The sequence below is a fragment of the Exiguobacterium sp. s140 genome (genome assembly GCF_018617035.1).
In the GTDB taxonomy this organism is placed as follows: domain Bacteria; phylum Bacillota; class Bacilli; order Exiguobacteriales; family Exiguobacteriaceae; genus Exiguobacterium; species Exiguobacterium profundum.
Genome location: NZ_JACSJK010000008.1, coordinates 1 through 20246, shown reverse-complemented (window position 1 = coordinate 20246; position 20246 = coordinate 1). Strand labels below are relative to the sequence as shown.

The following is a 20246-nucleotide window of genomic DNA, read 5'->3' as shown; positions in this document are numbered from 1 at the left end:
ATGGGTTATACAATCACGGTGGTCGGACTCGGGTCTGGTGAGTTGAATCAATTGCCGCTCGGTGTGTACCGCCATTTAAAGCAGCAACCGCTCGTCTGGTTGCGCACAAAAGAACACCCTGTCGTTCAAGAGTTAGAAGCGGAAGGACTCGTGTTCGAATCATTTGATTCGGTCTATGAATCGAGTGATACGTTTGAAGAAGTATACGACCAGATTGTCGAGACGTTATTGAGTAAAAGTGAAGAAATGGCGATCACATACGCCGTACCGGGCCATCCGTTCGTAGCGGAACGGACCGTCGAACTATTGGTGGAACGCGGTGCCGACCTTCATGTACTCGGTGGTCAAAGTTTCCTCGATGCCATGTTCCAGGCGCTCCGGATCGACCCAATCAATGGATTTCAACTGCTCGATGCGACCGCACTCGACCTTGAACGTTTGCAGGTGACCCAACATGTGCTTATCGGGCAAGTGTACGATGGATTCGTGGCGGGTGACGTCAAAGTGCAATTGATGGAACGGTATCCGGACGACCATCCCGTCACCCTTGTGACGGCTGCCGGTACGACGCAAGAACGGATTGAGCACATTCCGTTATTCGAAATGGACCGGATGGCGGAAGTGAATAACTTGACGACGCTCTACGTTCCGCCGCTCGAGGATGAATCGTATTTGGCGAAGGATTTTGCGACACTCAAACAAATCATCGCAACGCTTCGAGGACCAGACGGGTGCCCGTGGGATCGTAAACAGACGCATGCGTCACTTCGCAAGTATCTATTAGAAGAGGCGTATGAGTTGATTGAAGCGATCAATGCAGAAGACGATGATGCCATCATCGAAGAACTCGGTGACGTCTTGCTCCAAGTGATGTTGCATGCTCAAATCGGAGAAGATGAGGGCTATTTCGATATTCGTGACGTAATCGGTTCCATCAGTGAGAAGATGGTGCGCCGCCATCCACACGTCTTTGGCGATGTCACCGTCGAAGATGCCTCTGACGTGGTGAAAAACTGGAATGCGATTAAACAGACGGAAAAAGGGGAAAAGAAACAATCGCAACTCGATGGTGTTCTCGTCGACCAACCTTCATTGATGCGAGCGGAGCAACTTCAAAAGAAAGCGGCTCACGTCGGATTTGAGTGGGATGACGTATCCGGTGCCTTCGAAAAACTGGAAGAAGAGTTAAAAGAATGGCATGAAGACCTAAGTGATGAATCGGAACTTGGAGACGTATTGTTCTCCATCGTGAACATTGCGCGATACGTTGGGCTGAATGCCGAGCAAGCATTAGAACAGACGAACCGAAAGTTCAAACGTCGATTCGAGTATGTGGAAGCGAACGGTGACCTTCACCAGATGACACTCGAACAGATGGATGCGCTTTGGAACGAGGCAAAGGAGAAAGGTTTATGAGACTAGATAAGTTTTTAAAAGTGTCACGTCTAATCAAGCGTCGCACTTTGGCAAAAGAAGTGGCGGACCAAGGACGAATTCAACTGAATGGGCAAGTCGCGAAGGCGAGCACAGAAGTCAAAGTCGGAGATGAGTTACAAATTCGCTTCGGAAATAAACTCGTCACGGTCGTCATCGATTCAATCGCAGAACATGCACGTAAAGAAGATGCGAAAGAAATGTATCGTTTACTTAAAGAAGAGAAGATGGACGGTAGTATCAACTCATAAAAAAAAGTATACTTAATGTATTAAGAGGAGGGGGATGAGGCGATGAACGGACGTAATCCGATGGATCGACAACGACGCATTCGAGCGCTAGATGAGCGTAGAGAACAGTTAGAAAAAGATACACATCGCCGACGAGTTCATCTTCGACGTCGTTTGGCAGCAGCCTCTCTCCTGTTTTTATTTGTCATGGTGTTGATTGGACAGAGTTACTTCTCGAAAGTAGGGTACGTATCGGACCAGCAACAAGCCTACGCACAAGCAAAAGTGGAGTTGCGTGAACAGCAGGCCGAACAGGATGAGTTGAAAGAGCAAGTGGAACGGTTACAGGATGAAGATTATATCGCGAACTTAGCACGAAACGAACTGCTTTTCTCTAAAGATGGAGAGATTATTTTCTACTTCTCGCCAGAGGAATAAGTCGGTTCGTTGACCGTTAGGGAAACGACTCGTATAATTAGAAAGAATCAATCAAAAAAGGAGTACATTATTTTATGTCAATTGAAGTAGGAAGCAAGGTACAAGGTAAGGTTACAGGGATTACGCATTTCGGAGCGTTCGTCGAGCTCCCAAATGGCAAGACAGGATTAGTACACATCAGTGAAGTGGCAGACTCTTACGTCAAAGACATTAACGAAGTGTTGACAGTCGGTCAAGAAGTCACGGTAAAAGTGTTGAACGTCGAAAATGATGGGAAAATTGGGTTGTCCATCAAGAAAGCAGTCGACCGTCCTGTAAGCGAACGTCCTGAGCGTCCTGAGCGTCCAGCTGGTGAGCGTTTCTCTCGTGGCCCACGTCCAGGTGGCCCAGGTCAAGGTGGTCCACGCGGTGGCGGCGGTCCACGCGGTGGCGGCCCACGTGGTGGCGGTCGTCGTGAACAACGTCGTGAACCAGAAACATTCGATACATTGATGAGTAAGTTTTTGAAAGATAGCGACGAGCGTCTTTCGACGTTGAAACGTCAAACAGACTCAAAACGCGGTGGACGCGGAGCCAAGCGCGGGTAATCCTTCTTATACCAATTAGCTTCTACTCGTAACCATAGAGGTCTTGTAATGAGACGAGCCATGAACATTTTCGTTCATGGCTTTTTTTCTGTTTAAAAAATTTATAAAAAATAGCTAAAAGAGTTGCTTTTTTTCGAGGAAGGGAGCAAAATAGGGAACATGAAAAAATAGTTATGTTTTATAAGTGAAGGTGGAGAGAAAAATGAATGGATGGAAACTGTGGATGGCGGAGTGGCGAAGTATCTTCAAGAACCCACGTGTGTTGGTTCCGATTCTCGCAGTCGCACTCGTACCGTTAATGTACGCAGGGATGTTCCTATGGGCTTTTTGGGATCCGTATGGACAGATGAAAGATTTGCCGGTCGCCATCGTCAATGAAGACAAAGGGGCAACGTTTGAAGGAGAGTCGCTTGCGATTGGAGATGACCTCATTGATAAGCTGCTGGATTCGGAGGCGTTCAAGTTCGTCGAAACGACGAAGAAAGAAGCGGAATCTGGACTGAAAGACCATGACTACTACATGGCGATCGAGATTCCAGAAAACTTTTCAGAAAAAGCGACGACTGCTTTAGATGAACATCCGGAGCAACTCGAACTGAAGTATATCGCAAATGAATCGTATAACTTCTTAGCCGCACAAATCGGTGGTTCCGCGATGGAACAAGTCAAAGCGGAACTGTCGACCGAAGTCTCGAAACAGTATGTCAGTGCGTTGAAAGACGGATTGAATGATGTGGCAGACGGACTTGGTGAAGCCGCAGATGGTGCAGCGACACTTGCGGACGGCTCAACGTCAGCAAAAGACGGTGCCGTCAAGTTGGCGGACGGGACGAAGCTTCTCGCTTCGAAACAACGTGAGCTCGCGGATGGAGCAAGCCAATTAAACGATGGGATGACTCAGTTGGCCGATGGTTCATCTGAACTCGCGGATGGGACGAAGCTTCTCGCTTCGAAACAACGGGAGCTAGCGAATGGAGCAGGTCAATTACGTGATGGTGTTTCGCAATTGGCCGATGGCTCATCTGCACTCGCGGATGGCAGTCAACAAGTATACGAGGGCTCAGCCTCACTTTCGGACGGGGTCCATCGTGTCAGCGAGGGCGCTTCTGCCTTACAAGGCGGGACGAGCCAACTCGTTGACGGAACAGGAGCGTTCGCATCTAAGCTAGATGAGCTGCACACAGGTGCGAAGACGTTGAACCAAGGTGTTCAAGACCTTGCTGCCGGAATCGAGCGCTCAAAAGAGGGGGCATCTGCATTACAGGATGGTGCCACAAAACTCACAGGAGCGTTGACTCAGGCGAAGGAAGGAAACGCGACACTTGTCGCGGGTCAAACAGACGTGGTCAATGGGATCGGACAAATGAAGTCTGAATTGACTGCGAAACAAGATGAGTTGATTGGACAATTGACAGCACTCGCTGAGTCGGGTCAATCGGCATCACCTGAAATGCTTCAAGCCATCGCTGCACAACTGAGCGAAGGGAAGCAAGAGACGGCGGCCGGGTTTGATCAACTATCCGCTGGTGCTGCAAAAGTGAAAGAAGGACAGGTCGCACTTGGTGCAGGTCTTGATCAGGCAGGTACAGGTGCAAACAAACTGTCGACTGGACTTTCTGACTTGAGTGCAGGTCAAACGAAATTAGCCGAAGGTGCGAACGCGTTGGCAAGTGGTTCAAGTCAAATCGAGCAAGGTACTCAAACGGCGGCCGATCGTTCCCAAGAACTTGTGTCAGCGAGTGCGAAGCTCAATCAAGGCGCGACACAACTTCAAGATGGGACAACTGAACTCGCCGCTGGAAGTGACAAGCTTGTAGACGCGACCGGACAGTTGTCTGAAGGTAGCGAAAAGCTTGCGGATGGAGCGAAGAGCGCAAGCACCGGTACAAATGAATTGGTGAATGGTGCGAATCAGTTAGCGGATGGTGGTCAAAAGCTGCAGTCAGGAAGTCGTGAACTGGCCGAAGGCGCGAATAGTGCCGGAGCCGGAACGAGCAAGCTGACGGATGGCGCGAATCAGCTCGCGAATGGTGGAGAAGAACTTTCAGACGGTAGCGGTGAACTCGCTGACGGCATGAAGGAGCTCGCATCAGGTAGCGAGGAACTTCGTGACGCCTTAGTGAAAGGTGCGAAAGACGCAGACATCGGTTTAACGGATGACAACGTCGAGATGATGGCCGGTCCAGTGTCGCTCGTCGACAACTCGATTCACGAGGTGCCTAACTACGGTACTGGATTCGCTCCATACTTCATGTCACTCGGACTTTTCGTTGGAGCACTCCTTCTCTCGATCGTTTATCCGTTATACGATCCAGCAGGACGTCCGAAACGTAGTCTTTCGTGGGTATTGTCGAAATCTGGTGTCCTCATGGTCGTCGGATTCTTGCAAGCCTTGATTCTCGATGTGGCGATGGTGCAACTGCTCGGTCTTGAAGTGAGCGAACCATTAAAATTCTTCGGTTTCAGCTGGTTGACGAGCATCACGTTCCTCTTTATCGTACAGTTGCTCGTGACAACACTCGGAAACCCTGGACGTTTCGCGGCAATCGTCTTGTTGATTTTACAATTGACGACGTCAGCCGGGACGTTCCCGCTTGAATTGATTCCAAGAGCGTTGCAACCGTTCAATGCACTACTTCCAATGACGTATACGGTTGCCGGATATAAAGAAATTCTATCGGCAGATGGTGCGCAGTACTTGCAGATGGCGACAACCTATTTAGTGTTTGTGGCTGCCGGATGTTTTGCATTACTATGGGCGTACTTCCGGATCGCATGGAAGAAAAAATATCGTCAAGTCGCATCAGAAGCATGATGTAAATACGATACAAAATCGTGTATAGTGGGGAAGACGACACTATACACGATTTTTTTCTTAAAAAAATATAAAAAAAGAATTGACACTCGAATGGTGACTGGTTATTATAGAAAATGTGCTTAGGACACAACAATAACATGGCGGTGTAGCTCAGCTGGCTAGAGCGTACGGTTCATACCCGTGAGGTCGTGGGTTCGACTCCCTCCGCCGCTACCATTTTATTTAGGCCCGTTGGTCAAGCGGTTAAGACACCGCCCTTTCACGGCGGTAACACGGGTTCGAATCCCGTACGGGTCACTTAACCTAAGCGTAAAGAAGCCATCTCAATCGAGATGGCTTCTTTTGTTATATCAAGGAGGGAATTCATGAAAAAGGTACTCGTCGCTGTGTCCGGTGGAGTCGATTCCATTGTCTTGTTGGACCGTCTCGTCAAGCAAGGATGGGATGTGGGGGTAGCGCACGTCCATCATGGCTTACGAGAAGCATCAGATGAAGAGTACACGTTCGTCGCGCACGTAGCGGCATCCTATCAAGTCGCGTTTCATGGGACGCACCTCCATTTTCAAGAAGGAGCGTCACAGGCTCATTACCGTAAAGCCCGTTATCACTTTTTTGAAGACGTCATGAATGAACATGGATATGATACACTGGCCACGGCTCATCATGCGGATGATGTATTGGAGACGGTGCTCATTCAACTTCACCGAAACGTGATCGAAGTGAAAGGAATTCCCGAGAGAAGAGTGTTCGGACGTGGGACGTTGATCCGTCCTTTATTAAAAGAAACAAAGGCGCAACTCATCGAGTACGCTAGGAAGAACGAACTTGCCTGGAGGGAAGATGCCACCAATCAGGAAGTGACCTATTTACGGAACCGGATCCGTCACGAAATCATTCCGAGGCTGAAACAAGTGTGGCCGACAGTCGTTGACGATGTATACGATACGGCGAAACAGGTATACGCTGAATGGGACAGGCGTTACCAATCATGTGAGCAATGGATTGAAGCAAACGTAGAGCTTGGAATGAAAGCGTTTCATGTGAAACTTGATGAATTCAATCGCTTATCCTCGCTTGAACGGTATACGGTCGCTCGCTTGCTATCCCGTCGCTATGGGGTAGAGGTCAATGAGGCGCTTGAGAAGCTAAGGACAAGTCAAAAGGATACCGGGACCTACCACCTGTCGGGTGAGTGGTTCATGATGAAGCAGAAGAGGGTACTTAATCTTGTACAACGTTCAGCAGAAGCGTCACTTCATCCCATTCAGATCGAGTCGTTGCCGGCTGTCGTTCAATTTGGAAAGCGCACGGTTTCGCTGTCCATCGAAGAAGGGCGAGAAGGTATTCCACTAAATGAAATCACTTGCCCGTTGACGATTCGTTCGCTCGCTCCGGGGGACCGGATGAAGTTGAACGTGGGGACAAAAAAAGTGTCCCGCATCCTAATCGATGAAAAGGTTGAGCGAACCATTCGACCGACTCTCCCGTTGCTTGAGGACGCTTCGGGACGGATTCTCGCGATTGTTGGGGTAAGAGTTTCAGATTTTCTAGACAAGTCGGATGCGATTTGTCTACGATTAATGGTAAAATGATGATTGTGTCGAAACAGAAAGAGGAGGATTTCAAGATGTCATTAATGAACGATATGGAGAAAATTTTAATCTCACGTGAAGAGATTCAAGAAAAAGTGAAAGAACTCGCTGGAACATTGAGCGAAGACTATAAAGAAGAGTTCCCGCTTCTCGTATGTGTATTGAAAGGCGCGATGCCGTTCATGTCGGACCTCGTCAAAGAAATGGACATCCATTTAGAGATGGACTTCATGGACGTGTCGACGTATCACGGAGGAACTTCTTCGACAGGTGAAGTGAAAATCGAGAAAGATTTAAATACATCTGTAGAAGGACGCGACATCTTGATTGTAGAAGATATTATTGATAGTGGATTGACGCTTGGTTATCTCGTCGATCTTCTTAAATACCGTAAAGCGAAGTCTGTGAAGATTGTCACGCTTCTCGATAAGCCGACTGGCCGTAAAAATGGTTTATCAGCAGACTATAGCGGTTTCGTGATTCCACACGAATTCGTTGTCGGCTACGGTCTCGATTATGAAGAGAAATATCGTAACCTTCCTTATGTCGGTGTGCTCAAGCCGAGCGTTTACGGGGGCTAACGTTTTTCTTTTGAAAATGTGACGTGGTAAGATAAAGGAAATCCCCAAAGTATAGGCATATACTGAATGGGCGAGAACATCGTTTCTCGGAATAGGAGGCAGAGAATGAATCGTGCAGTGAAAAACACATTGGTTTTTGGTGTGATTTTCCTAGCCTTGATCTTGTTCCTTCAATATTTGCAGAATCCGAATAGTCAGAGTGAAACGCTCTCGTATTCGAAATTCCTAGAATATGTGGAAGATGATCGGATTGAGACGGCAACCGTACAAGAAATCCCGGGGGCTATCTCGATTACAGGCGATCTTACAGGAGATGAAGACCAACGTTATGAAACAAACATTCCAGCGAACGAAGCGGAATATGCGGATGTATTAACGCAACTTCGAGCGAATACGGATATTCAAATCGAGGAGGCTGAATCCAACAGTAGCTGGTTCAGCATCGTCTTCGCGATTTTACCGTTCATTATCATCTTCATCTTGTTCTTCTTCTTGTTGAACCAAGCGCAAGGTGGTGGCGGTGGTGGTCGTGTGATGAACTTCGGGAAATCGAAGGCGAAACTATACGACCAAGAGAAACGTCGCGTCACATTCAAAGATGTGGCTGGGGCGGACGAAGAGAAGCAAGAACTCATCGAAGTCGTTGAATTCTTGAAAGATCCTCGCAAATTCTCGAAACTCGGCGCACGTATTCCAAAAGGGGTCTTACTCGTAGGTCCTCCAGGGACAGGTAAAACACTCTTGGCTCGTGCGGTAGCCGGTGAAGCCGGTGTTCCGTTCTTCTCGATCTCAGGTTCGGACTTCGTTGAGATGTTTGTCGGGGTCGGGGCGTCACGTGTTCGTGACTTGTTCGAAAACGCGAAAAAGAATGCGCCATGTATCATCTTCATCGATGAAATTGATGCGGTCGGTCGCCAGCGTGGTGCCGGTCTCGGTGGTGGACACGATGAGCGTGAACAAACATTGAACCAACTCCTTGTTGAGATGGATGGATTCAGTGATAACGAAGGGATCATCATGGTTGCGGCGACAAACCGTCCAGATATCCTTGACCCGGCCCTCCTTCGTCCAGGTCGTTTTGACCGTCAAATTACGGTCGATCGTCCGGATGTCAAAGGGCGCGAAGAAGTATTGAAAGTCCATGCACGTAACAAGCCACTCGATTCGACGGTGGACTTGAAGTCGATTGCACAACGTACGCCTGGTTTCTCTGGGGCAGACTTAGAGAACCTCTTGAACGAAGCGGCACTCGTTGCGGCACGTTCGAACCGTACAGCTGTTTCAGTTGTCGATGTGGAAGAAGCGATTGACCGTGTCATCGCAGGTCCTTCGAAGAAGAGTCGCATCATCTCTGAAAAAGAGCGCAACATTGTTGCATATCACGAAGCGGGTCACACAATCATCGGTCTCGAGCTTGAGAATGCGGATGAAGTACACAAAGTGACAATCGTTCCACGCGGAAACGCGGGCGGATATGTCGTCATGCTTCCGAAAGAAGATCGTTACTTCATGACAAAACCTGAACTCGAAGACAAGATTGTTGGTCTTCTTGGTGGTCGCGTCGCCGAAGATGTCATCTTTGGAGAAGTGTCGACCGGAGCGAGCAATGACTTCCAGCGCGCTACTGGTATCGCACGTAAGATGGTCATGGATTACGGGATGAGCGATAAACTCGGACCGCTCCAGCTCGGTTCAAACCATGGCGGACAAGTCTTCCTTGGTCGCGATTTCCAGACAGAGCAGAACTACTCGGATGCGATTGCGCAAGAAATCGATTTGGAGATTCGAGATATCATCAATCGCTGTTACGCGAAAGCGAAGCAGATTTTGACAGATCGTCGCGAAGATCTCGAACTCGTTGCAAAGACGCTGCTTGATGTCGAGACGCTCGACTCGAAACAGATTCGTCATTTGATCAAGACACGCGAGTATCTTCCGCATGAGCCGGAAGAGGACGTGGATGGATCGACGGATGCGGATGACGCAGCGAAGAAAGATGATGCAGCCGTTCAACACGGTCAAGTCGTCGATCAACCTGAAGTTGTCCAAGACAGCCAGCCGGATGTCGTACCTGAAGGCGATAAGCCAGAAGCGACACCGACAGAACGTCCGAATAACGAATCACGTTAATGAATGAGACGAATGCCCTTGACGAGGCATTCGTCTTTTTTCGTGTTATAATTCGAGCGAACTGCAATTGACAACAAAGTGAGGAACTATATCATGATTTTAGTGATTGATGTTGGAAATACAAATATTGTTCTCGGGATGTACGATGGAGATCATCTCGTACACCATTGGCGCATCTCAACGGATCGTACAAAAACGACCGACGAGTACGGCATGCTGGTGAAATCGCTATTCGATCATTCGAACATCTCGTTCGACCAGGTCGAGGGAGTGATCTTATCTTCTGTCGTACCTCCTGTTATTTTCCCACTTGAACAAATGTCGCAACGATACTTCAATGTACGTCCAATCGTTGTGGGACCAGGTGTGAAGACAGGGTTGGACATTCATGTCGAGAACCCTCGCGAAGTCGGGGCCGACCGAATTGTCAACGCGGTGGCTGGGATCGCCAAATATGACGGTCCGCTCATAATTGTTGATTTTGGGACGGCAACCACGTATTGTTACATCGATGAGAAACGTCGTTACCATGGCGGAATCATCTCACCAGGTATCATGATTTCAGTGGAGGCACTCTATCAGCGTGCCGCGAAACTACCTCGGATTGAATTGGCGACTCCACCGACAGTCATTGGTAAGAATACGATTCAAGCGATGCAATCAGGGACATATTATGGATATGTGGCCCAAGTGGACGGTATCGTGAACCGGATGAAGCGTGAAGTCGGTGAAGCGACTGTCATTGCAACGGGCGGGCTGGCACGATTGATCAGTGAACATGCAGAGACGATTGACCATGTGGATTCGTTCCTGACACTCGAAGGCCTCCGTCTCATTTACGAGCGCAATCAAAAGTAAACTAAAGGAGTTACATCATATGATTCATACAGAACAACAAGCATTACTCGACCAGATGAAGGATGACTATCTCGTTCGTGCCCTCGGTTTTAACGGAGAGGTTCGTGCCTTTGCCGCACGCACGACAAAAACGGTATATGAGACGCAACTTCGTCATCAAACGACACCGGTTGCTTCAGCTGCCCTCGGACGGACGATGACAATCGGTTCGATGATTGGAGCGATGCAAAAAGGTGCAGCGCGTGTCACGCTTAAAGTAGAAGGTGATGGTCCAATCGGGAAAATCATCGTGGACGCAGATACAGCAGGAGATGTTCGTGGATATGTGTCATACCCGCGTGTCGATGGCGGCACATTCGTCAACGAACAAGGAATGACGAAATTGAAAGTCGGCGAAGCCGTCGGGAAAGGGACCATCTCTGTCATTAAAGACTTAGGCTTGAAAGACTATGTCGGTGGTTCTTCAGAGATTCAAACGGGCGAAATCAGTGAAGACTTCACGTACTATTTCGCGACATCTGAGCAAGTGCCGTCAGTCGTCGGAGCGGGTGTCCTCGTCTTACCGGAAGATGAATCGATTCTTGCGGCAGGCGGAATCATCGTCCAGCTGCTCCCGAACGCTTCTGAAGAGACGGTACAAGCGCTCGAAAAAGCACTTCAGACGTTCCCACCCGTATCGGTTTTGATTGGTGAAGAAAAAACGCCAGAAGAAATGCTTCAATTACTCCTTGGCGATAGCCTTGATGTCCTCGACACGAACCCGATCCAGTTCAACTGCACATGCAGCCGTGAACGAATGGAAAGTGCCATTATCGGTCTCGGAAAAGAAGAGATTCGTCAGATGATTGAAGAAGATGGTGGAGCCGAAGCCGTATGTCATTTCTGTGGCGAAAAGTATCATTTCTCAGCGGAACAGTTAGAGACGATGAAAGTTCAGGCGCAGGCGTAAGCAACGTTCCAAATTGCATATTTTCAATTCAATAGGGTATGATAACAATATCGGAATAGTCGGAATTATGAAGGAGGAAATGCAATGCGTATCGTAAACTCAGTAACAGACTTGATTGGAAAGACTCCGATTGTGAAATTGAACGGAATGACTGGACCAGAGGATGCCAACGTGTATCTGAAGCTCGAATATATGAACCCGGGATCAAGCGTCAAAGACCGGATCGCCCTCGCCATGATCGAAGCGGCCGAAAAAGACGGCATCTTGAAGCCAGGTGATACAATCATCGAGCCAACTAGCGGAAACACGGGCATCGGTCTCGCGATGGTCAGTGCCGCAAAAGGATATAAAGCCATTCTCGTCATGCCTGAAACGATGAGCATGGAACGCCGAAACCTCCTTCGTGGATACGGGGCCGAATTGATTTTGACACCAGGACCTGAAGGGATGGGTGGAGCGATTCGTCGCGCTACTGAAGAAGCAGAGAAACATGGCTACTTCCTCCCGCAACAATTCAATAACGCAGCTAACCCGAACGTCCATGAAATGACGACGGGACCTGAGATTGTAGAGGCGTTTGAAGAATCAGGACTTTCAGTCGACGCTTTGATTGCCGGAGTCGGGACGGGCGGTACCATCACCGGCGCAGGTAAAGTCGTGAAGGCGAAGTACCCGGACGTAAAAATTCTCGCCGTTGAACCGGTCGATTCACCTGTCTTATCAGGCGGGAAACCGGGACCACATAAGATTCAAGGGATTGGGGCTGGATTCGTTCCATCCATCCTCGACACGGAGATTTATGAAGGGGTTCTTCAAATCACGACAGAGCAAGCGTTCGAATATGCTCGTCAGGCGGCACGTACGAACGGTGTCCTCGGTGGTATCTCTTCAGGAGCTGCCATTGCGGCAGCACTTGATACAGCGAAACGCCTTGGTAAAGGGAAAAATGTATTGGCGATTATCCCGTCAAACGGTGAACGTTACTTGAGCACGCCGCTCTATCAGTTTGATGAAGAGTCAAACGAGAGTCGCGTATAACATTTCAGGCAGTAATCGAGAGACATTCTCTTTCGATTGCTGCCTTTTCTTGTGTACAATAAAAGGCATGAATGAATAGACGGAGGAATGACATGTGAGATCGACTGCGTTCAGAACAAAGCGGATGACGAAAGAGAAGGTGTATGAGGCATACATGACGTTGACGGCGGATAAACCGTATCATGCATGGTTAGAGAGTGGGAGAGCGGGACGGTATACGATTGCGGGAATCGAGCCGTTCGGTCGCTTTCATGTAAAAGACGGTGTCGGACTCTTGCAAGTGGGGGATACGACAGAAACGCTATACGGAAAGCCGCTTGAGCTCGTCAGTGAGGTACGGAAGCGATTTGAGGCCGAGCGTCCGGAAGGGGCTCCTCCTTTCTTTGGTGGCATGATCGGGTATGTCAGTTATGATGTGGCCCGGACGATTGAACGTCTCCCTCAGCAAGCGGAGGATGATTTGTCGACACCAGACGTCTCGTTTCTTCTATTTGACGAGGTGGCGGTGTTCGATGAAGTGGATTCGACCCTGTACTTGATGGTGACGGCGGAGGAAGGTGCAGAACGTAAGGCGGACCGATTGTCGGCCATGTGGAACGTCGAGTCGCATTACGCGTTCAAGCCGACAGGGCAGTCACCGATAGAACGATCGCGCTCCATCTCCCAGGAAGAGTTTGTTGAAGCGGTCAAACGGATTCAGTCCTATATCGTAGAAGGGGACGTGTTCCAAGTGAACTTGAGCGTTCGTCAGTCCGAACCGCTTCTCGCTGACCCGCGTCGAGTATATGATACGTTGCGTCAAATGAATCCATCTCCTTATATGGGCTATTTCGTGGATGACACTTTAACGATGGTCTCCGCTTCACCAGAATTGTTGCTTGAAAAACATGGAACCGACATTTCGACACGCCCGATCGCGGGTACGCGTCCACGTGGCAAAGATGATGTGGAAGACTTGGAGTTGGCGAACACATTGCTTGAAAACGAGAAAGAGCGGGCCGAACACGTCATGCTCGTCGATCTTGAACGGAACGACCTCGGCAAGGTGGCGGCATATGGCAGCGTTCATGTTGATGAGTTGATGGTGATTGAGAAGTACTCACACGTACAACATATCGTATCGAACGTACGGGGTACGATTCGGGATGAAGTATCAGGAGCCGAAGCGCTGGCAGCGATGTTCCCAGGCGGTACCATCACCGGCGCACCGAAAATTCGAACGATGGAAATCATCGAAGAACTCGAACCAGTTCGCCGGGGACTCTACACCGGTTCATATGGATGGTTAAGTTGGAATGACGACCTTGTCTTCAATATCACGATTCGAACGATGGTCGTGAAAGACGGAATCGCATACGTTCAAGCGGGAGCAGGTATCGTGATTGATTCGGATCCGGTCTCGGAATATGAGGAATCCCTGTCCAAAGCGAAGGCGCTATGGGCGGCGAAACACATGACGGAGGAAACGACATGATTGTATTAATCGACAACTATGACTCATTTACGTATAACTTGGTGCAATATTTCGGTGAACTCGGTCAAGAACTAGTCGTGTATCGAAACGATGAAGTCACGATTCAAGAGATTGAGGCGCTTGCCCCGAGTTATCTTGTCATTTCGCCGGGACCTTGCACTCCGAATGAGGCGGGAATTAGCGTTGAGGCAATCCAAGCGTTTGCGGGTCGTATCCCGATTTTAGGGGTTTGCCTCGGACATCAGGCGATTGCGCAAGCGTTTGGTGGAGAAGTCGTCCATGCGGAGCGGCTCATGCATGGAAAAACGTCGAAGATTCAACATGACGGAAAATCGATTTTCAAGAAGATTCCGCAACAGTCGGTCGTGACCCGTTATCATTCGTTGGCCGTGGAGCGTTCGTCTCTACCAGAATGTCTAGTGGTCACTGCAGAGACGGAGACTGGAGAAATCATGGCACTCCGTCACCGAACGCTTCCGATCGAAGGGGTGCAATATCACCCTGAAGCGATTTTGACTGAGCACGGGAAGGAAATGATTCGAAACTTTATCGAGGAGTATCGTCATGTGGTATTGGCATAACGGAGAGTTGGTCGAACGAGAGAAGGTGTTGATTCCGGTTGAAGATCACGGCTTCTTGTATGGAATGGGCTTGTTTGAGACGTTCCGTACATATGAATTCGTTCCTTTCCTGTTCGATGCCCACTGGGAGCGCTTGATGAAGAGTCTCGATGAGCTGTGGATCGATTTTCCATACACGAAGGAAGAAATCGGGACGGCGATTCAGCAACTGTGCCGTCAAAACGATGCACCCAACCTTTATATCCGCTTGAACGTGTCGGCAGGAGTTGCGCCCCTCGGTCTCTACGCGGGTCGTTATGAGACACCGAACGTCACCATGATCGTCAAACCGCTATCCTCAGAAGTTGTACCACAGGAGAAACGGGTCGAACCGATCCCGTTTCCGAGAAGTCGTCCTGAAGCGGCTTTTCGATTAAAGTCACATCATTATATGAACAATATCCTTGGAAAACGAACCTTACAAGACCAAGGCGCTGAAGGACTATTTGCGGACGAACATGGATATGTGGTGGAAGGGCTCGTGTCGAACATCTTTTGGGTCGGTCCAGATGATAGGTTATACACGACTCCGCTATCGAGCGGAGCACTCGCAGGTGTGACACGACAATGGGTGATGAAACATTTCTCTGTAATCGAACAACCCGTGACATTTGAAGAATTGACTGCAGCGAAAGAGATTTGGATGACAAATTCAATCCAACAAGTCGCTCCGGTAACGCATTATGGAAATCTGAGATACCCCGGTAAAGACGGGGTACGATTTAACGAAGTTTGGGCGAAACTCGTTCGCTCAATTGGTTAGGAGGCGGAAGCATGACGAAGGTCATGGGTATTTTAAATGTGACCCCGGACTCGTTTTCGGATGGGGGACGGTATACGGCAATCGAGGAGGCTGTACGACATGCGAAACAACTCGTACAAGAAGGTGCCGATGCGATTGATGTCGGTGGAGAATCAACGAGACCTGGCGCGGTACTTGTTTCCGAAGAAGAAGAGATTGAACGTGTCGTCCCGATCATCCGTCGACTGACAAAAGAAATCGATGTTCCGATTTCGATTGATACGTATAAGCCGATGGTGGCGAGAGCGGCAATCGAGGCCGGTGCGACGATTATCAATGACGTATGGGGTTCGAAATGGGGAGACCGCTCGATGGCACGTGTCGCTTTCGAATATGGAGTTACGATCATTTTGATGCACAACCGAACAGATCGGGACTATCGTCATTTCATCGAAGATGTGGTCAGCGATCTACAGGAATCAATCGAGATTGCGCATGCAGCAGGCGTAAAGGATGAGCACATTTGGCTAGATCCGGGCATCGGATTTGCGAAAGACGTGACGCAAAACCTCGAACTCATGAATCATCTTGACGTGATCACACGTCTTGGGTATCCGGTTCTGCTCGGCACGTCGCGTAAGTCGTTTATCGGTCATACGCTCGATTTACCAACAGAGGAGCGTCTCGAAGGAACGATTGCGACAACGTGTCTCGGAATCATGAAAGGGTGCGATTGGGTGCGTGTGCACGACGTCAAAGCGAACGCCCGTGCGGCGAAGATGATGGATGCGATGATTGGAGGGGATAGACATGGATAAAATATTTGTGAACGGGATGCGTTTTTACGGTTATCACGGGGTGTTTGAAGAAGAAAACCGTCTCGGTCAACGGTTTCACGTGGATTTAATGTGTGAACTGGACCTCGCGCCTGCGGGACGTTCGGATGACTTAAACAATGGGGTCAGCTATGCCGGCTTGTATCAGTTGACGGAAGATATTGTGACGGGGGAACCGGTCAATTTGTTAGAAACACTCGGAGAACGCATCACGACAGCCGTGTTGGCGCATAGTGAGTTGATTCAACGTGTGACGGTTAAAGTAATTAAACCGGACCCACCCATCCCGGGACACTATGACTCAGTGGCAATCGAGATGACAAGGGGACGGACGTCATGATTTATATTGCATTAGGCGCCAATATCGGAGATCGGGCTAGACAGTTGTCTGCGGCAATCGATGAGATGGAGCAAGCAGGACTCCACGTCACGAAACAGTCGTCGGTCTATGAGACGGCTCCTGTCGGATATACAGAGCAACCTTCGTTTTTTAATATGGTGGTCGAAGTCGAGAGTCATCAATCCTCGAACGAACTGCTCAAAACGCTTCAACAGATCGAACAACGATTAGGGCGGGAACGTCTATTTAAGAACGGACCGCGTACCATCGACCTTGACATCCTCTTTTATAATGGGGAAGATATACAATCAGAACACTTAACGGTTCCGCATCCGCGCATGCAGGAACGTGCATTTGTTCTTGCCCCGTTAGCGGAAATCGCGCCAGAACTCGTCGTTCAAGGACGGACGGTCGCCTCCTGGCTCGAAGGGTTACCGATGACGGACCGCCAAGATGTCGTCCGGTTACAGTTGCTTACGAATTTGGAGAAATGAAGGATGTGTTGTCTTGACAGGCTTTAAGATTGGAAACATAGAGATTAAAAACCGTGCAGTCCTCGCGCCGATGGCCGGCGTGACCAATCCCGCTTTCCGTTTGATTGCAAAAGAGTTCGGAGCGGGACTCGTCTGTGCCGAAATGGTCAGTGATAAAGGCATCTTGCTCGAGAATGCTCGGACGATGCGCATGCTATACGTCGATGAACGAGAGAAACCGCTCAGTTTACAAATTTTCGGCGGTTCGAAAGATACACTCGTCAGAGCGGCGCAGTACGTCGATCAAAACACCAATGCGGATATTATTGATATCAACATGGGTTGTCCCGTACCGAAAGTGACGAAGTGTGACGCAGGGGCGAAGTGGTTACTCGACCCGGATAAAGTGTATGAGATGGTGAATGCCGTCACGAATGTCGTCGAAAAACCGGTCACGGTGAAAATGCGACTCGGTTGGGATGACGAGCACATCTTTATTTTGGATAATGTTAAGGCGGCTCAGACGGGTGGAGCAGCAGCGATTGCCATTCATGGACGTACGCGTGCCCAACAATATGAAGGAACCGCGAATTGGGATTGGATTGGCGAGGCGAAGAAAGTAGCGACCGTCCCGATTATCGGAAACGGGGATATCGCGACCCCGCAGGATGCGAAACGTGTGATTGACCAATATGGTGTGGATGCCGTCATGATTGGACGCGCTGCACTCGGGAATCCGTGGATGCTCTATCAAACGGTCCAGTACCTCGAAACAGGGGAGCTCCCGCCGGAACCAGAGGCGCGTGAGAAAATCGACATCTGCATGCTTCATCTCGACCGGTTGAGTGCAATCAAAGGTGAATTAACAGCCGTACGCGAAATGCGTCAACACGCGGCCTGGTATTTGAAAGGGTTGAAAGGTAGTGGTCCGATTCGTAAGCAAATCAACGAAACGGAATCGCGCGAAGCGTTCGCGGCGGTCCTTTATGGATTTGTGGACCAACTCGAACGACAACTGTCAGAAGTGTGAACTAGTGAAAAGAACTAATTTATGGTAAGCTTGTTTGGCGAAAAAGTGCACCACAACGAATGAACGGCTTCGGCTGTGCTGTTGGCCATCGGGTCGACAGTTTTTTGTTAGAGAGAAACCCAATATGGACAGAGGAGTGAATGGAATAGTGAGCCACGAGTTAGAAATGAATGATCAAATGCAGGTTCGTTTTGAGAAGATGACCGATATGCGTGAGCGCGGTCTCGACCCGTTCGGTCACCGCTTTGATCGTTCTGCACACGCAGGTGAATTACATGAGCAGTATGAATCAATTGAAAAAGAGGCTTTGGCTGAACAAGATGTAGAAGTCACATTGGCTGGACGCATCATGACGAAACGTGGAAAAGGGAAGGTTTTCTTTGCCCACATTCAAGATGTGACAGGTCAAATTCAAATTTACGTTCGCAAAAACGATGTCGGGGATGAGCCGTTTGACTTATTCAAGTCTTCAGACCTCGGTGACATCGTCGGTGTGAAAGGGAAGCTCTTTAAAACGAACGTTGGTGAGCTTTCGATTCACGTGGAAGAGTTTGAATTATTGACGAAGGCGCTTCGCCCGCTTCCGGACAAATACCATGGATTAAAAGACGTGGAACAGCGCTATCGCCAACGCTATCTTGATTTGATTACAAACCAGGACTCGCGTCAGACATTCATTTTGCGTAGCCGCATCATTTCGGAGATTCGCAACTTCTTAAATCAAAAAGGATATTTAGAAGTGGAAACACCGATGTTACACACGATCGCGGGTGGAGCAGCGGCGCGTCCGTTCTTAACGCATCATAATGCGTTGGATATGGAACTTTATATGCGTATTGCCATCGAACTTCACTTGAAACGCTTGATCGTTGGTGGACTCGAGCGCGTGTACGAAATCGGGCGTGTATTCCGTAACGAAGGGATCTCTACACGTCACAACCCTGAATTCACGATGATCGAATTGTATGAAGCCTATGCAGATTACAACGACATCATGGATTTGACGGAAGAATTGGTTGCGCACGTAGCGAAAGAAGTGCTCGGTACAACAGATGTGCAGTATGGTGAAGATACGATCCATCTTGGCATCGGTTGGAAACGTGCACATATGGTCGACCTTGTTAAAGAAGAGACAGGTGTCGATTTCTGGCAACAAATGTCCGATGAAGAAGCACGTGCTCTCGCAAAAGAACACGGTGTAGAAGTACAAGATCATATGACGTTTGGTCATATCGTGAATGAATTCTTCGAGCAGAAAGTAGAAGAAACGTTGCTTCAACCGACATTTGTCACAGGACACCCGGTTGAAGTATCACCATTGGCGAAGAAGAATGAAACAGATCCACGCTTCACGGATCGTTTCGAGTTGTTCATTGTTCGTCGTGAACATGCGAATGCCTTCACGGAGTTGAATGACCCAATCGATCAACGTGAACGCTTTGAAGCACAGTTGCTTGAAAAAGAAGCAGGTAACGATGAGGCACATGAACTCGACAACGATTTCCTTGAGGCACTTGAATATGGTATGCCGCCAACAGGCGGACTTGGAATCGGGATTGACCGCCTCGTCATGTTATTGACGAACGCGCCTTCAATCCGTGACGTTCTTCTTTTCCCAACGATGCGCCATCAACAATAATCAATTTAGTGGCCGGATCATCCGTTAATATGATCCGGCTTCTTTTTTTGTCAGCCTCGAAACGCATAGGTAAGCCGTTAAACAGAAGGAATGCTATAGATAAAAAACTTTTTTAAAAAAACTTTAGAAAAACCCCTTGCGTTAATGAGAGGTGTACGGTAAAGTAATAAACGTTGCCGCTGATGGCAGCGGAAAAGAAATAAAAAAGTGGTTGACAACTGTGTCGATGACTTGTATTATTTTAAGAGTCGCCAAGAGCGGCAGACGAACTTTGAAAACTGAACGATGAGGCAAAAATAAGTTTTACCATTTTTGAATGAAGCGCAAGCTTCGTCAATTTAAGAGCTGTATCAAATTCTTTGGAGAGTTTGATCCTGGCTCAGGACGAACGCTGGCGGCGTGCCTAATACATGCAAGTCGAGCGCAGGAAGCCGTCT

At 48.9% G+C, this 20246-nt stretch carries 19 protein-coding genes, 2 tRNA genes and 1 rRNA gene; all 22 read left to right on the top strand.

Annotated elements, in window-relative coordinates; translation table 11 throughout:
* Positions 1 to 1416: a bifunctional methyltransferase/pyrophosphohydrolase YabN gene (gene yabN, locus KNO61_RS16740; protein ID WP_078145929.1), complete on the top strand. Its 1416-nt coding sequence runs from the start codon at positions 1 to 3 to the stop codon at positions 1414 to 1416.
* Positions 1413 to 1685, top strand: coding sequence for an RNA-binding S4 domain-containing protein (locus KNO61_RS16735; RefSeq protein WP_012727726.1), 273 nt, complete (start codon positions 1413 to 1415; stop codon positions 1683 to 1685). The genes yabN and KNO61_RS16735 overlap by 4 nt, the downstream gene beginning before the upstream one ends.
* 42 nt (positions 1686 to 1727) lie before the next feature.
* Positions 1728 to 2102: an FtsB family cell division protein gene (locus KNO61_RS16730; RefSeq protein WP_012727725.1), complete on the top strand. Its 375-nt coding sequence runs from the start codon at positions 1728 to 1730 to the stop codon at positions 2100 to 2102.
* Positions 2103 to 2176: 74 nt separating this feature from the next.
* Positions 2177 to 2689 carry a S1 domain-containing RNA-binding protein gene (locus tag KNO61_RS16725; RefSeq protein ID WP_012727724.1) on the top strand — a complete coding sequence of 171 codons (513 nt, stop codon included), beginning with the start codon at positions 2177 to 2179 and terminating at the stop codon, positions 2687 to 2689.
* 202 nt (positions 2690 to 2891) lie between these two features.
* A complete protein-coding gene (locus KNO61_RS16720) occupies positions 2892 to 5504 on the top strand; it encodes a YhgE/Pip domain-containing protein (protein WP_214812817.1) in 2613 nt (870 codons plus the stop codon).
* A gap of 142 nt (positions 5505 to 5646) precedes the next feature.
* Positions 5647 to 5723 (top strand) — tRNA-Met (locus KNO61_RS16715).
* 9 nt (positions 5724 to 5732) lie between these two features.
* Positions 5733 to 5804, top strand: a tRNA-Glu gene (locus KNO61_RS16710).
* Between the two features lie 68 nt (positions 5805 to 5872).
* Positions 5873 to 7099 carry a tRNA lysidine(34) synthetase TilS gene (gene tilS / locus KNO61_RS16705; RefSeq protein WP_214873961.1) on the top strand — a complete coding sequence of 409 codons (1227 nt, stop codon included), beginning with the start codon at positions 5873 to 5875 and terminating at the stop codon, positions 7097 to 7099.
* A 35-nt stretch (positions 7100 to 7134) separates the two neighbouring features.
* On the top strand, positions 7135 to 7680 hold the full coding sequence (gene hpt, locus KNO61_RS16700; protein WP_012727721.1) for a hypoxanthine phosphoribosyltransferase: 546 nt from the start codon (positions 7135 to 7137) through the stop codon (positions 7678 to 7680).
* A 105-nt stretch (positions 7681 to 7785) separates the two neighbouring features.
* Positions 7786 to 9810: an ATP-dependent zinc metalloprotease FtsH gene (ftsH, locus tag KNO61_RS16695; RefSeq protein WP_012727720.1), complete on the top strand. Its 2025-nt coding sequence runs from the start codon at positions 7786 to 7788 to the stop codon at positions 9808 to 9810.
* Positions 9811 to 9903: 93 nt separating this feature from the next.
* A complete protein-coding gene (locus KNO61_RS16690) occupies positions 9904 to 10668 on the top strand; it encodes a type III pantothenate kinase (RefSeq protein WP_078145926.1) in 765 nt (254 codons plus the stop codon).
* A 19-nt stretch (positions 10669 to 10687) separates the two neighbouring features.
* Positions 10688 to 11617, top strand: coding sequence for an Hsp33 family molecular chaperone HslO (hslO, locus tag KNO61_RS16685; RefSeq protein ID WP_012727718.1), 930 nt, complete (start codon positions 10688 to 10690; stop codon positions 11615 to 11617).
* An 84-nt stretch (positions 11618 to 11701) separates the two neighbouring features.
* Positions 11702 to 12655, top strand: coding sequence for a cysteine synthase A (gene cysK / locus KNO61_RS16680; protein ID WP_012727717.1), 954 nt, complete (start codon positions 11702 to 11704; stop codon positions 12653 to 12655).
* A 94-nt stretch (positions 12656 to 12749) separates the two neighbouring features.
* Positions 12750 to 14129: an anthranilate synthase component I family protein gene (locus KNO61_RS16675; protein ID WP_354021638.1), complete on the top strand. Its 1380-nt coding sequence runs from the start codon at positions 12750 to 12752 to the stop codon at positions 14127 to 14129.
* A complete protein-coding gene (gene pabA, locus KNO61_RS16670; RefSeq protein ID WP_159563165.1) occupies positions 14126 to 14710 on the top strand; it encodes an aminodeoxychorismate/anthranilate synthase component II in 585 nt (194 codons plus the stop codon). Before KNO61_RS16675 ends, pabA begins: the two co-directional genes overlap by 4 nt.
* Positions 14694 to 15512, top strand: a complete 819-nt coding sequence (locus KNO61_RS16665; RefSeq protein WP_214812815.1) for an aminotransferase class IV — start codon at positions 14694 to 14696, stop codon at positions 15510 to 15512. Before pabA ends, KNO61_RS16665 begins: the two co-directional genes overlap by 17 nt.
* Positions 15513 to 15523: 11 nt before the next feature.
* Positions 15524 to 16309: a dihydropteroate synthase gene (gene folP, locus KNO61_RS16660; RefSeq protein ID WP_214812814.1), complete on the top strand. Its 786-nt coding sequence runs from the start codon at positions 15524 to 15526 to the stop codon at positions 16307 to 16309.
* The gene (folB, locus tag KNO61_RS16655; protein ID WP_159563162.1) at positions 16302 to 16667 is read left to right on the top strand and encodes a dihydroneopterin aldolase; all 366 of its coding nucleotides are present in this window, start codon (positions 16302 to 16304) and stop codon (positions 16665 to 16667) included. Before folP ends, folB begins: the two co-directional genes overlap by 8 nt.
* The gene (folK, locus tag KNO61_RS16650; RefSeq protein ID WP_214812813.1) at positions 16664 to 17161 is read left to right on the top strand and encodes a 2-amino-4-hydroxy-6-hydroxymethyldihydropteridine diphosphokinase; all 498 of its coding nucleotides are present in this window, start codon (positions 16664 to 16666) and stop codon (positions 17159 to 17161) included. Before folB ends, folK begins: the two co-directional genes overlap by 4 nt.
* 70 nt (positions 17162 to 17231) lie before the next feature.
* Positions 17232 to 18170, top strand: coding sequence for a tRNA dihydrouridine synthase DusB (gene dusB, locus KNO61_RS16645; protein ID WP_230872777.1), 939 nt, complete (start codon positions 17232 to 17234; stop codon positions 18168 to 18170).
* A gap of 148 nt (positions 18171 to 18318) precedes the next feature.
* Positions 18319 to 19809: a lysine--tRNA ligase gene (gene lysS / locus KNO61_RS16640; RefSeq protein ID WP_012727709.1), complete on the top strand. Its 1491-nt coding sequence runs from the start codon at positions 18319 to 18321 to the stop codon at positions 19807 to 19809.
* A 356-nt stretch (positions 19810 to 20165) separates the two neighbouring features.
* A 16S ribosomal RNA gene (locus KNO61_RS16635) occupies positions 20166 to 20246 on the top strand; the annotation flags it as partial.

Coding starts and splice junctions, on each gene's coding strand:
- tilS (WP_214873961.1), top strand. CDS start 5,873: ATGAAAAAGGTACTCGTCGCTGTGTCCGGTGGAGTCGATTCCATTGTC.
- KNO61_RS16690 (WP_078145926.1), top strand. CDS start 9,904: ATGATTTTAGTGATTGATGTTGGAAATACAAATATTGTTCTCGGGATG.
- yabN (WP_078145929.1), top strand. CDS start 1: ATGGGTTATACAATCACGGTGGTCGGACTCGGGTCTGGTGAGTTGAAT.
- dusB (WP_230872777.1), top strand. CDS start 17,232: ATGGCCGGCGTGACCAATCCCGCTTTCCGTTTGATTGCAAAAGAGTTC.
- ftsH (WP_012727720.1), top strand. CDS start 7,786: ATGAATCGTGCAGTGAAAAACACATTGGTTTTTGGTGTGATTTTCCTA.
- cysK (WP_012727717.1), top strand. CDS start 11,702: ATGCGTATCGTAAACTCAGTAACAGACTTGATTGGAAAGACTCCGATT.
- hslO (WP_012727718.1), top strand. CDS start 10,688: ATGATTCATACAGAACAACAAGCATTACTCGACCAGATGAAGGATGAC.
- KNO61_RS16665 (WP_214812815.1), top strand. CDS start 14,694: ATGTGGTATTGGCATAACGGAGAGTTGGTCGAACGAGAGAAGGTGTTG.
- folP (WP_214812814.1), top strand. CDS start 15,524: ATGACGAAGGTCATGGGTATTTTAAATGTGACCCCGGACTCGTTTTCG.
- KNO61_RS16725 (WP_012727724.1), top strand. CDS start 2,177: ATGTCAATTGAAGTAGGAAGCAAGGTACAAGGTAAGGTTACAGGGATT.
- KNO61_RS16730 (WP_012727725.1), top strand. CDS start 1,728: ATGAACGGACGTAATCCGATGGATCGACAACGACGCATTCGAGCGCTA.
- hpt (WP_012727721.1), top strand. CDS start 7,135: ATGTCATTAATGAACGATATGGAGAAAATTTTAATCTCACGTGAAGAG.
- folK (WP_214812813.1), top strand. CDS start 16,664: ATGATTTATATTGCATTAGGCGCCAATATCGGAGATCGGGCTAGACAG.
- KNO61_RS16720 (WP_214812817.1), top strand. CDS start 2,892: ATGAATGGATGGAAACTGTGGATGGCGGAGTGGCGAAGTATCTTCAAG.
- KNO61_RS16735 (WP_012727726.1), top strand. CDS start 1,413: ATGAGACTAGATAAGTTTTTAAAAGTGTCACGTCTAATCAAGCGTCGC.
- folB (WP_159563162.1), top strand. CDS start 16,302: ATGGATAAAATATTTGTGAACGGGATGCGTTTTTACGGTTATCACGGG.
- pabA (WP_159563165.1), top strand. CDS start 14,126: ATGATTGTATTAATCGACAACTATGACTCATTTACGTATAACTTGGTG.